Annotated in this window: 11 protein-coding genes; 4 read left to right on the top strand and 7 right to left on the bottom strand. The window is 41.9% G+C overall.

Annotated features, from left to right (window positions below; translation table 11 throughout):
* Nucleotides 1–3: 3 nt before the first annotated feature.
* The 4 genes from KFZ58_RS04640 to KFZ58_RS04655 all read right to left on the bottom strand — a co-directional run bounded on the left by KFZ58_RS04640 (nt 4) and on the right by KFZ58_RS04655 (nt 5,066).
* Nucleotides 4–972, bottom strand: a complete 969-nt coding sequence (locus tag KFZ58_RS04640; protein WP_235793661.1) for an ABC transporter permease — start codon at nt 970–972, stop codon at nt 4–6.
* Nucleotides 973–1,132: 160 nt separating this feature from the next.
* Entirely contained in the window at nt 1,133–2,956 is a 1,824-nt protein-coding gene (locus KFZ58_RS04645; RefSeq protein WP_235793662.1) for a peptide-binding protein, read from the bottom strand.
* 92 nt (nt 2,957–3,048) lie between these two features.
* Complete coding sequence (locus tag KFZ58_RS04650) at nt 3,049–4,080, bottom strand: ABC transporter ATP-binding protein (protein ID WP_235793663.1); 1,032 nt, start codon at nt 4,078–4,080, stop codon at nt 3,049–3,051.
* Between the two features lie 14 nt (nt 4,081–4,094).
* Nucleotides 4,095–5,066, bottom strand: a complete 972-nt coding sequence (locus KFZ58_RS04655) for an ABC transporter ATP-binding protein (protein WP_235794664.1) — start codon at nt 5,064–5,066, stop codon at nt 4,095–4,097.
* A gap of 204 nt (nt 5,067–5,270) precedes the next feature.
* On the opposite strand from KFZ58_RS04655, the gene KFZ58_RS04660 reads away from it, so the two are divergent.
* Complete coding sequence (locus tag KFZ58_RS04660) at nt 5,271–5,462, top strand: hypothetical protein (protein WP_235793664.1); 192 nt, start codon at nt 5,271–5,273, stop codon at nt 5,460–5,462.
* 62 nt (nt 5,463–5,524) lie between these two features.
* Here KFZ58_RS04660 and KFZ58_RS04665 read toward each other — a convergent pair whose 3' ends face one another.
* From KFZ58_RS04665 to KFZ58_RS04675, 3 genes are read right to left on the bottom strand one after another with little or no spacing between them, the layout of a single operon-like run.
* Nucleotides 5,525–6,022 (bottom strand): hypothetical protein, encoded by a 498-nt coding sequence (locus tag KFZ58_RS04665; protein WP_235793665.1) that lies wholly within the window; start codon nt 6,020–6,022, stop codon nt 5,525–5,527.
* An 8-nt stretch (nt 6,023–6,030) separates the two neighbouring features.
* Nucleotides 6,031–7,035 (bottom strand): DUF3231 family protein, encoded by a 1,005-nt coding sequence (locus tag KFZ58_RS04670; protein WP_235793666.1) that lies wholly within the window; start codon nt 7,033–7,035, stop codon nt 6,031–6,033.
* Between the two features lie 6 nt (nt 7,036–7,041).
* On the bottom strand, nt 7,042–8,058 hold the full coding sequence (locus KFZ58_RS04675; RefSeq protein ID WP_235793667.1) for a DUF3231 family protein: 1,017 nt from the start codon (nt 8,056–8,058) through the stop codon (nt 7,042–7,044).
* A 137-nt stretch (nt 8,059–8,195) separates the two neighbouring features.
* Between KFZ58_RS04675 and KFZ58_RS04680 the strand changes: the two genes are divergently transcribed.
* Genes KFZ58_RS04680 through KFZ58_RS04690 form a run of 3 tightly spaced genes read left to right on the top strand, consistent with a single transcriptional unit; the run spans nt 8,196 to nt 12,026 of the window.
* Nucleotides 8,196–9,752, top strand: coding sequence for a spore germination protein (locus KFZ58_RS04680; protein WP_235793668.1), 1,557 nt, complete (start codon nt 8,196–8,198; stop codon nt 9,750–9,752).
* Entirely contained in the window at nt 9,749–10,855 is a 1,107-nt protein-coding gene (locus KFZ58_RS04685) for a GerAB/ArcD/ProY family transporter (protein ID WP_235793669.1), read from the top strand. The genes KFZ58_RS04680 and KFZ58_RS04685 overlap by 4 nt, the downstream gene beginning before the upstream one ends.
* Nucleotides 10,848–12,026 carry a Ger(x)C family spore germination protein gene (locus KFZ58_RS04690; protein WP_235793670.1) on the top strand — a complete coding sequence of 393 codons (1,179 nt, stop codon included), beginning with the start codon at nt 10,848–10,850 and terminating at the stop codon, nt 12,024–12,026. The genes KFZ58_RS04685 and KFZ58_RS04690 overlap by 8 nt, the downstream gene beginning before the upstream one ends.
* Nucleotides 12,027–12,276: the final 250 nt, after the last annotated feature.

Raw genomic sequence — 12,276 nt, forward strand, 5'->3', positions numbered from 1 at the left:
ACCTCAATCATATCGGATTCTTGGGTCGATAATACTATAAAAGATATCGGCCAATAAATTACCCACGAGTATGAGTGTTCCAAGTATCAAGGCAATTGCCATAACGACCGGGAAATCACGATTCGTGACCGAACTTAGAAACAACGTGCCAAGTCCTGGATATTGAAAGACTTGCTCGGTAATAACAGCACCGCTTAACAACACCCCAACTTCAAATCCCATTATTGTAATGATAGGAATCAGCGCATTACGTAGTGTGTGTTTGTAGAGAACATTACGATCAGTCATCCCCTTTGCTCTCGCTGTACGAATATAGTCGCTGCCAAGGACATCAAGCACTTCTGATCGCATGTAACGCATATAGGTTGCCGTCCCTGCCAAGCCAAGTGTTATTCCAGGTAAAATCATGTGATGTATACGATCCATAAATGCTTCAAAACCAGTGAGACCTGGAGTAGAAAGTGTCCCTTGTGCCGGGAACCACCCCAAATTAATCGATAGAAGATAAATGGCAATTAAACCGAAGAAAAAGTTCGGAATCGCCAGGCCGAGAAAGCCGAAACCTGTTGCGCCGTAATCAAGCAGCGAGTACGGTTTCCTGGCAGAATAAATACCAATCGGAATTCCGACAATAATCGTAATACCTAATGAAAAAAGTCCAAGATAAAGCGTGTTTAAAAACCTGGCCTCAATTAATTCAGCTACTGTACGCCCGTTAAAAACTAATGAGTCTCCAAAATCACCTTGTGCGGCAGAACTTACCCAACGCCAATATTGGACGGGAATCGGATCGTTTAATCCTAATGCCTCCCGTTGCTCTGCGTAAACTTCCGGATCGACGTTCGGGTCAGAGAGCTCCTGTCCAGATAAAGCATCCCCGGGCGCTGCTAGTGCAAGGCCAAATACAATAACTGTTAAGCAAAAGAGCATTGGGATAAAAATGAGGATACGGCGAATTATATATTTATACACTAAATCTCCCCCTGATTAGAGACCGGGATATTTTACTTATTATGATTTAATAGCTATCACTGCTTGATTTGATGATGAGCCTAGTATCCTTATGAATAAATTTTTTAAAGAAAAGAGCATGCGTGAAATCCGCACGCTCTTTTCTTTTTCATTCAGATTGTTACTCGGATACCCACCATAATTCAGGGTCGTTATTGAATGAATATGGCATTGGGTTAACACCATTTAACCGCTCGTTGTAGCCGTAAATGGAGTTTTGTGCAAACAAGAGAAGCGCAGGTAAGTCCTCTGAGAACACAGATTGCCACTCACTGTATTTCTCGGCACGATAATCTTGTTCGAACGCTTCTGGTGGTTGCATTGCTTCTTGTAATAATTGTTCGGATTCATCATTGTTCCAGCGCGAGAAGTTGTAGGCAGCATCTGCACCCCATAAAGCAGATGGGTCAGGGTCACCGCTTCCTAAGCTCCAACCAATCATGTAAAGATCCCAATCCGTGTTATCATCCGTTAATTCTTCCTGATAAGCTGTCATTTCCTTTGGTTGACGCAAGTCGATTGTAATACCGACTTCCTCTAGAAATTGTGCGAGAATTGGTGCAGCATCTTCACGAAGTTGATTCCCTGTAGGGTAGTTCAGGTTCACAACCCATTCTTCCCCGTCAGGTGTTTCTCTCATGCCGTCATCATTCGTATCAACATAGCCTGCCTCATCAAGCAAAGCGTTCGCTTGTTCAGGGTCATATTCATAGGGTGTTGCAGCTTCTTCATCATATGCCCAGAATTGCTGAGCGATCGGCGCATTAATAACAGAACCATGTCCGTATAACAGGTTATCAACGATCGCTTGGCGGTCAACTGCATACGCAATCGCTTGACGTACTAATTGTTCACTCATATCCTCGTTTGATTCCCAGTTATCAGGGTCAATTGTTCCGCTTTCAACGTCGGCATCTGTCCGGTGGTTCATCTTAAAGCCTAGCAGCTGGTAGCCGAAATCGGTTTGTTCGATGAGCTCTATATGATCAACGTCTGCTACTGTTTCATAGTCTGCTGGTGGTACACCGGTTGGATCACCGATAAAATCGATCTCACCATTTTCAAGTAACCCGAGCATGACTGATTGCTCAACAACACGCCAGACGATTTGATCCAAGTATGGTTCACCTTTCCAATAGTCTGCATGCTTTTCAAGCACATATTGTTCACGGTCAAGCATTTCTGTGAACTGGAATGGCCCGGTACCGATAACCTCACCGGCGTTAAGTGTTGCCGGATGTTCAGGAATTTCCTCAATAGGGACATCACCAAAGATATGTTCTGGAATAATGTCGAAGGACACATCTTTTTCAATCGTTACATTAGGCTCGGCAAATTTAAAGGTAACCGTATGATCATCTTCAGCAACAACGCCTTCGAACTCTTCTGTATCCCCGTTATTGAATTCCTCATATCCTAGCAGTCTAACAACATATTCTGTACGAACGCCTCCCGCTTCTACATAACCTGGACTGGCCATGGCACTGTAGGTATAGACAACATCGTCAGCTGTGAAATCCTCACCATCATGCCATGTAACGCCTTCTTCAAGCGTTAACGTGATTTCGGTTTGGTCTTCATTGATTTCCCAATCGGTTGCCAGTTCCGGTTCGAATTCCAGCGACTCATTTTGACTGAGCAGCGATTCATGGGTGAAATCCAAAATATTAGCTTCATATGCTTCTGTATAGAAAATCGGGTTAAACAAGCCTTCAGGAGCTGTATCCATCGCACCAGTCAGTGTACCGCCCATTTGTGGTTCACCTGTAGCTTCTTCTTCCCCTTCTTCCTCTTCCGTCGGTTCTTCCGTTTCTGTATCTTCCGTCGCTTCAGCTTCGCCTTCTTCTTCCATGTCGCCACCTGATGTATCGCTATTACAAGCGGCGAGTAAAATTCCAAGTGTTAGTAAAAAAATAAAAAGCAATAACCATTTCCTTTTTAACATTAGATAATCCCCCTTATATTTTTGCCTCGTAGCTATGTGGAACCCATTTAATATGCCGGTGACCACCTCCATTAATTAGTAAAACCCGCTTTTTATGTGTGGGCCTCATCGTATAGGTGGCATGCGACGAAATGGCCGCCCCCCATGTCCGTTAATTCCGGACGTTCTGCAGCGCACCTGTCGTGAGCATGTGGGCACCTAGTCCGGAATCCGCATCCTGAAGGTGGATCGGACGGACTTGGCAAATCTCCACTTAGGTGGATCTTTTCACGACGACGGTGAACATCCGTCTGCGGCACTGATGAAAGTAATGCTTGTGTATATGGGTGAAGCGGGTTATCATAAAGAGGTTTCTTTGGTGCGACCTCGGCGATACGTCCAAGATACATAACAGCCACACGGTCGCTAATATGTTTAACAACACTTAAATCATGCGCAATAAAAAGGTATGTTAAATCAAATTCTTCTTGTAAGTCAGCCATTAAATTTAGTACTTGTGCCTGTATTGACACATCGAGTGCCGAGACGGGCTCATCACAAATAATAAATTTCGGATTAAGTGCCAGCGCCCGAGCAATACTGATGCGCTGACGCTGTCCACCAGAGAATTCATGCGGGTATTTCATACGGTCACTTGCCCGCAGGCCTACCTTTTCCAGTAGTTCGATAGATTTTTTCTTACGTTCCGCTTTTGTTGCCGAGGTCTGAACGAGCAGTGGCTCTTCGATTAGTTCGCCAACACTCATTTTCGTATTAAGGGAAGCGAACGGATCCTGAAAAACAATTTGCATGTTTTTCCTATATTTTCGGAGTTTACGGTTGCTCATGAGGGAAATGTCATTGCCTTCAAATAGGACTTCTCCCTCTGTTGGTTGAAGGAGGCGGAGAATAACACGCCCGAGTGTCGATTTACCTGAGCCTGATTCCCCAACAAGTCCAAATGTTTCGCCTTTTTTAATTTCAAGGGAGACGTCATCAACTGCCTTGACGTGGCCTACGGTATGTTTTAAAATTCCTCCCTTAATCGGAAAGTATTTTTTTATATGATTCGCTTGAAGGAGTGTTTCTTTTTCATCATTTTCTTTTATTGTTGACTGTTCGGATAGTTGTTGTTCGAGTGTCATGTGACAAGGCCCCCTTATTCATAGAGATAACAACGAACCTTATGATTTGGCTCAACTTCAAGCAACTCTGGATTCGCTTCGTAACAACGAACCATCACATGCGGGCAACGCTCTGAGAAGCGGCAGCCTTTTGGAAAACTATGTGCGGGTGGAACGGTACCTTTAATCGCGCCAAGTCTACTAATCTCTTTTTCAAGACTTGGCAGGCTATCGAGCAAACCTGTTGTATATGGATGTTTCGTAGTTTCAAATAATTGTCGGGCAGATGTTTCTTCAACAACTTGACCACCATACATAACGAGAACCCGATCCGCATACTCGGCAACAACGCCTAAATCGTGTGTGATTAGAAGTATAGCCATATCAAGCCTTTCTTTCATCTCGTCCAGCAAGTCTAATATCTGTGCTTGAATCGTCACATCGAGTGCGGTGGAAGGTTCATCTGCAATGAGTAGTTTTGGTTGACAAGAGATCGCCATCGCAATCATCGCCCGTTGTCTCATCCCACCTGACAGCTGGTGGGGATATTCATTCATTACTTCTTCCGCCCTTGGGAATCCGACGACTTTTAATAATTCAATCGCTTCCTGCCGAGCGGCATTTTTTGAACGATTTCGATGCTTTCTTATCGTTTCTACAATTTGATTACCGATTGTATACACGGGGTTTAGTGCTGTCATCGGTTCCTGGAAAATCATCGCAATGTCATTACCGCGTATTTTTGTCATTTGCTTCCTTGACTTTTCCAGTAGATTTTCGTCTTCAAGACTAATTTTGCCTTCGATAATCTTTCCTGGTTTATTAATCAGTTGCATGATGGAGAGTGATGTGATGCTCTTGCCGCTTCCAGATTCTCCGACGATTGCCACTGTTTCTCCTGGCCTTACCTGAAAATCAATCCCGTCAACTGCTTTGGCAACCATGTCGTCATCTAAAAAGAAATGCGTTTTCAATCCTTCAACATGTAATAATGGCTTTTGAGTCATTCGCTTCACCTCGGGTTGAATTGGCTTATACATAATAAGTAAAATGTACTACCTTAGGACTATTAGCTAAAGTATATACTAATTTTGATATTTTTCAATAGTTTTTTAAAATGAATTTTAAGTTTTTTATGAAAAAAGTAAAAATAAGTAAAGGATGGGGATATTATCCTTGTGAAGTCTGGATGTGGTAGAGGTTGTTGTTTGATGGTATTATTTATATTCAACTGGACAAGCAATTATGTAAGAAAATTGAAAATACTATGGATGCGGAGCGGGGGAGCGGTTCTTATGCTTCCGTCGCACGTGAAACGGGGAGAACAAGCGTCCAAATCGGGAGAGGGGACATCCGAAGCGGGAGAGCGCGGGTTCAAAACGGAAGAGCGCCCGTTAAAATAGGGGGAGCCTCCCACTAAACCGGGAAACAAAAGAAGAGCCACCCCCATGCTTCCTCATTAACATCAATCGAAGGAAGCATCTTTTTCATAAACCTTCAACAATATCCATCGAATAATCGCCCCAACACACAATCCAATCGGCAAAAATAGTATCGGCAGCCACATTGGGCCGATTAACGTCCCGAAAACGGTAAACTTGGCGGAAAAAATTAAGCCTATTGTTACAAAATAGGCTGAGAATACAAGTGGTAAGTAAGCAAAAGGTTTTTCTCCTCCTCCGCCTGCATCTTTGTATGCATCCCAAATCGCAAAGAAATATAAACAGGGGTAAAACATAAGCCATAGATAATTGGTCGCTTCAATTGCTTCCGGGATTTGTCCATTGAAACTTAGTACGATAACGCGATTGAAGTTTCCCATCACATTTACTAGAACTTCTAGAACGACTAATAAAAAGCCTTTTAAATACTTATGATTTAATAATTGTCCAAATCCAGGTAGGGCGATACTCCATAATAAGACTTCTAATCTTCTGCTTTTTTTATTTATCTTTTTCTCCATAAGCTTTCCTATTTCGCTAAATTTTTTCGATCTGCTGCCATTGGGGGTTGTTCCATCCAGCCATGATCAATCATAATATTTGCCCCGTCTTCTGCATAAGCGGTTAACTCTGTTGATAAGCGCCCGTAGTGTGCGCCTAAATCTCTTCTTGGACTTGCTGCTAGTCCCACACTGTATTCCCCTATGCCGGACGCTATTAAAACGGTAACCAATTCCATCATCATCTTATCTGAAAATGGAGAAACCGTTGAATCTGTTACTTCAGGTGTCATTATTAATGCGCTATTAGACAGATAATCATCACTTAAAATAGAGCTAAATACTTTTACATGTTTTCCGGAAATTTCACGCCCTCTTTCAAAATATTGCCTGACTTCCTTTGCTTGTGCGACTTGACTAAACCCGGTGATCAATGCTTGTCCTAACGCATTTCTCCTTGCATTAAAAACAAGATTGGTGATCTCAACCCCAAGTAACGGCCTGCGATCTGCAAACCATCCTGCCAGGAATTTCTGCTTCTTTACAAAATCAATTTGTTTCGGTTTTGGAAGGCTTGGAGTGCGAATATAAAACCCTTTTTCCTTAGCTAATTCCTTTAGTTGTCTATGCAGATTCTGGGTGGCCGTTAAATTTTCAGCGTAAAAGTCGATCACATCTTTCCGCTCAACAGATATAAGGGAAGCTGTATTTGTTACGAGAGCTATATTTGTCATATTTAGCATGTATTCCAGATAAAGTTTGTCTGAGAAAAGACGCGGTGCTTCTACATTGACATCTTGCTCGGTAAATCCTTTAGGGATGGGATAATCTTCCTGAATAAAAAAGTTGGTTAATTTTTCAACGTCCTGTTTCATTAGGGTTAAATTGCTTTCAAGCATAATGCGTATTTGTTCATCTTCAACATGGGACAAGAAATACGTTAATCCACATACTGCCATTGTGTCACTGTGGTATAAAGTCCAAAGTGTAGAAATTTCCGATGCGGTGAGTTCAATATGTTTGTAATCTGCCATTTCTGTTTACTCCTTCCGTTTTTTGGCTAATTCATCTCTGTCGACCATTCGTGGAGGTTCTTCTAGCCATTCATTGTCGATCATAATATTCGCTCCATCCTCTGAAAATAAGGCAATTTCCGCCATTAATCGAGTATAATGTGACGCTATATCTCTTCTAATATTTGTAGAAATACTAAGGCCATAAAATCCGATTCCCAGTGCAATCATTTCGGTGGTATGATACATGATTAACTTATCGGAAAACGGCGAGATCTCTGCAGAATTTGTGACCAGGGGATCTGACCCCATCGGTACTGGAACGTCACTTCCTTCGAGGACTTCACTGAATATGTTTACATGTTTTTTGGCAATGGCGATGCCGCGCTGTAAGTAGGATCTGACTTCCTTCGATTGTGCTACTTGGCTAAAGCCTGTTAATGTTGCGGCGCCAAGTGCATTTCGCTCTATATTAGAGTAAAGGTTGGCGATTTCCGGAGCGAGCAAGGGCCTGCGTTCACCAAACCAACCTGTCAGGAAATTTTGCTTTTTTACAAAGTCCACTTCTTTTGGTGCCGGGATAGAAGGTGGACGAACATAGATCCCTTTGTCTAGAGCAACCAATGTTGCTTTGTGATGAATTGCATTATAATCACTAAAGGATTTTGAGAAATAAGCATAAACATCTTCTCTAGCAGAAAGGCTTATCGCCATTGATGCTGCATTCATTCCTAATGCACCTAACTGCATGGCGTTTTGTAACATGTACCCATCTGTATATAGTCGTGGTGCATAAATGTTCACATCTTCATTCGTAAAACCCTGTGGCTCTGGATGACCCTCGTTTTTTAGAAAATCTGTAAGGCTGGTCAACTGATTTTGAAAAATAAGATGTGCATCTTCTATCACAGATTGTATATCCCCGTCTTCCACTTTTTCCTTGAAATAGGAAAGTACACCATCATATAAACTCGCATTCATATAATTTCCCCAAATTTGAGCTAGTTCTGAAGCTGTTAAAGGAATATTATTACTTGCCTCCATGAAAAGTCCTCCTTAAGGATTGTGTCCATAGTTTGTCGTAAATCAGTGCGTTTATACATGGCTGATGCTTTTGTATAAATATACGTAATCAGGGAAAACAAAGGGAAACAGCTCATCAAGTGATTGAGGTGCAAGAAATGGTATTGCGTTCACGTTCTAAACGAAACAAAAATCAAACAGCGAAGCCAAAAGAAGAGAATTTTTCGATTGAAATTTTCAAAGATCTGAATAAAAATTTAGATAATCTTAAAAAAATGCTTGATGAACCGGATGATTTGATTGTACGGGAGTTCACACTTCATTCTACGGAGCAGAAATGTGCCATTGCCTATATAGATGGATTAGTCGATAAGTATGTCGTACATAACAGCATTCTCAAGAACCTTCAAATACGGATGGATAACCAGCAATTACCAACCGAAAAACAAGCGCTTTTTGATGAAATTTACAGTGAAGTGATTTCGATTGGCAATGTCGAAAAAGGAACAACATTAGACGCTGTTTCTGCTGGTATTCTTTCCGGTAGTACCATTCTTTATTTGGAGGGTTTGGATAAAGTAATAATCATGTCGACAATAGGATGGGAAACCCGTTCCGTCGAAGCACCGACGACAGAACAGGTTATACGTGGATCCAAAGAAGGATTTGTTGAAAATATCAGAACAAATACGTCGCTTATCAGGCGGAGTCTTCAGGATCCCAATCTGCGCTTTCAGTCACATAAAATCGGGCGTCGTTCCCAGAAAAGCCTTAACGTGGCGTATATTGCCGGAGTCAGCAATCCAGATATTGTAAAGGAAGTAAATCGGCGTATTGAATCGATTGATATGGATTATGCTCCGGAGTCCGGTTTTATTGAACAATGGATTGAAGATAGTTTCTTATCACCTTTTCCACAGATGTTAAATACGGAGAGGTCGGATAAGGCGGCTGCCGCGCTTACGCAAGGAAAAATTGTGATTTTACTCGACGGTACGCCGTTTGTATTGATTGCTCCAACGACGTTAGGCAATACACTGCAATCTCCGGAAGATTATTATGAACGTTGGATGATTGGATCCCTGATACGGATATTAAGGTATTTGGCTGCTTTTTTCACCCTATTTCTACCTGCTTTATATATTGCATTGGTTTCCTATCAACAGGGAATGATTCCGTCTGATTTAGCCTTCTCGATTGCTGCTACAAGAGACGGGGTACCTTTTCCTGCCTTTGTGGAAGCAGTTATGATGGGAATCGTCATGGAATTACTGCGAGAGGCTGGAGCACGCTTACCGACATCCATTGGACAAACGATTGGAATTGTTGGTGGGCTGGTTATTGGGGATGCTGCGGTGCAGGCAGGGATCGTAAGTCCGGTCATGGTCATTGTGGTTGCATTAACGGCCATTGCATCCTTTGCCGTACCTGAATATAGTACAGCAATTGCATTTCGAATGATTCGCTTTGCGACCATGATTTCAGCGGCTGTACTCGGGCTGTATGGCATTATTATTGTTTACATTGCAGTCAATATCCATATCGTAAACTTAAAAAGCTTCGGAGTTCCTTATTCTACGCCTTTTGCCCCGACATTTCTAAATGACTTTAAGGATCTTGTTACACGTGCACCTATACCATCACTGGAAACACGGCCACAATATCTGAAGCCAGATGACGATAAGTCTGCAAACAGAGGGGACTCGAGCAAATGAAAAAATTTGAATATGCGGACGAGAAAATTACGGAAAGAGAAATCATGTTTGCCATTCCTTCCATCGTGGTGGGGGTAGGAATTCTTTCCCTCCCAAAAGATTTAGCGGCAGCAACTGTCTCCTCAGACGGGTGGATTCCATTACTGATTGCAGGGGGCATCGTTGCTTTTATCACCTGGGTTGTGGCTAAGATCTCAGCAAGCTTTCCGCAGCAAGATTTCCTTACCTATGCATCCAAAATAATGACGAAACCTGTCGCAATTGTTATAACATTTCTGTTTGCGGTTATCGCATTAAATGTAGCCGCACTTACTGTTCGCAGAATCGCTGACATTTCCAAGCATTATTTATTTGATCGTACACCTGTTGAAGTTATCGCATTTACCTTCTTGCTTCTTGTCGTATACGGTGTTTCAGGTTCAAGGGCAGGGTTATTTCGACTGAATATCATGTTCCTGCCTATTATTCTCTTTATTTCTGTTCTCATTTTAGCATTCAATATAGGTTGGTTTAAACTGGAAGGTTTACTGCCGGTGTTCCAAACAAGCTTTAGCGGGTATATGGAAGGGCTAGGTACAAGTATTACGTCCTATACGGGATTTGGTATTGTATGGTTTTATATCGCACTCGTGAAACAACCGGAAAAAGCCCCGAAGAAGGCTGTGCTTGGCATGTTTATACCCATCGTTTTATATATTTTGTTTTTCATAGCAACTATCGGCGTATTTGGGAATGCAGTTACCGCAAACCTGCTTTATCCCACCATCGAGTTAGGTAAGGTCGTTGATGTCCCGGGAGGATTCTTTCAACGGTTTGAATCCATCTTCTTTGTAATTTGGATCATGGCAATTTTTAACTCCACAGCAATGGCACTGGATGTAGGTGTTTTTGCGATGAATTCCATTTTCAAAAATACAAAGAAAATCAAGTTAATTTTTATTTTAGCACCAATCGTATATCTCATTAGTATGTTCCCGAAAACCATAGTAGAGGTATCCACATTTTCAAGCATAATCGGTTATACAGCCTTTCTATTTACTGTATTTACGATGGTGCTGCTACTTGTTACTGCTAAATTGAGGGGAGTGAAGCGGGGTGAATAAATATGTTTTCATACTTATCTGCTCATCCTTGGTGATTCTACTCACAGGGTGTTGGGATGAAATAGATATTGAAGAGCGTGGATTTATCGTTGGATCTGCTATTGATTTAGCTGAAAACCATGAAGCGGACAAACCACAAGTGACGGTGACGAACCAGTTCGTCGTTCCTAGTGGATTAGGTAGCCCTGCAGAGGCTGGTGGCGGAGGAAAAGCCTTCGAAAATTTGTCTGTTAGCGGTGGGAGTATATTTGAGATTTTTCGGGAAATGGGAACACTAAATAACACGGTTCCGTTTCGTGAACATTTAAAAATAATAATTGTATCGGAAGAAGTAGCAAGAGAGCCGGACTTATTTTCAAGCCTTATGGACACCTATGTTCGAGATCATGAAATGCGTAGAGAGGTCAGGGTACTCATTTCACAAGGGGATGCCCGTGAGATACTGGAAATAGAACCGGAAAATGAAGAACTTCCTGCCATGTATATTAACGATGTGATTGAAAACCGAGATCGGAATCTCGAAACATTGACCCCGGTAAGGATTGGTGATATTCATGAATTTTTACTAGACGGGAGCAGTTACGTTATTCCGAGGATAACGCCCAGGGGTAATAAAGTAGAATACCAGGGTGCAGGTGTATTTTATGGACATGATAACAGTATAGCCGGAGTACTGAATGACGACGAAGCGACAGGATTGAATCTGATTAATGGCAATAAAAAGGGTGGGACCATAAATTTTGAAGTTGAAGGACGACCCATGACGTTTGAGATTGAAAATATGAAAAAAAATATAAAAATAGATGCAAAAGACGTAGAAAATATAAATATATCCATTACAGTTGATGCAGAAGGTGTTATATCAGAGATGTTTGGGGATAGAAGTCTCTTGCAACCGGAATATATGTCGGAAATTGAAGGAAATGCCAGTAAAAAAATGGAAGAACTAATGAACGGAGTGCTGGAAAAAGGACAGAATGAATTAGGTGTCGACTTTTTTGATTTTCATAATATATTAAAACAAAACCATTATAAGAAGTGGGAGCAAATAAAGGATAACTGGGATCACGGTGATAATATTTTTGCCCAGAGTAATATTGACGTGTCAGCAAACATCACTGTCCGTTCAACTGGAGCCAGTGATCGGACAAAAAGTCAGGGAAGAGAGTGATAATACATGTGGGAAAAAGTGTTGGGCGTATTACCTGAAAATATGATCATCATATGCGCCGTACTTATGTTTGTTGTACCCTATTCTGTTTATAAAATTAATCAGAAACTGCATAAGTACGGGGATCCGCCTTGGAAGAAGACGGAGAAATAGGATATAGAAGTCACACAAAACGGGCTAGGACCGCTTCAAAACGGGAGAGAACAACGCCGAATCGGGAGACAGCGTCAGGAACGGGAATTTCACCAGA

The organism is Virgibacillus sp. NKC19-16, from assembly GCF_021560035.1.
Lineage (GTDB): Bacteria > Bacillota > Bacilli > Bacillales > Amphibacillaceae > Virgibacillus_L > Virgibacillus_L salidurans.

Excerpts from the sequence above, each read along its gene's own strand:
- KFZ58_RS04645 (WP_235793662.1), bottom strand. The coding sequence starts at position 2,956 with ATGTTAAAAAGGAAATGGTTATTGCTTTTTATTTTTTTACTAACACTT.
- KFZ58_RS04650 (WP_235793663.1), bottom strand. The coding sequence starts at position 4,080 with ATGACACTCGAACAACAACTATCCGAACAGTCAACAATAAAAGAAAAT.
- KFZ58_RS04655 (WP_235794664.1), bottom strand. The coding sequence starts at position 5,066 with ATGACTCAAAAGCCATTATTACATGTTGAAGGATTGAAAACGCATTTC.
- KFZ58_RS04660 (WP_235793664.1), top strand. The coding sequence starts at position 5,271 with ATGGTATTATTTATATTCAACTGGACAAGCAATTATGTAAGAAAATTG.
- KFZ58_RS04665 (WP_235793665.1), bottom strand. The coding sequence starts at position 6,022 with ATGGAGAAAAAGATAAATAAAAAAAGCAGAAGATTAGAAGTCTTATTA.
- KFZ58_RS04670 (WP_235793666.1), bottom strand. The coding sequence starts at position 7,035 with ATGGCAGATTACAAACATATTGAACTCACCGCATCGGAAATTTCTACA.
- KFZ58_RS04675 (WP_235793667.1), bottom strand. The coding sequence starts at position 8,058 with ATGGAGGCAAGTAATAATATTCCTTTAACAGCTTCAGAACTAGCTCAA.
- KFZ58_RS04680 (WP_235793668.1), top strand. The coding sequence starts at position 8,196 with ATGGTATTGCGTTCACGTTCTAAACGAAACAAAAATCAAACAGCGAAG.
- KFZ58_RS04685 (WP_235793669.1), top strand. The coding sequence starts at position 9,749 with ATGAAAAAATTTGAATATGCGGACGAGAAAATTACGGAAAGAGAAATC.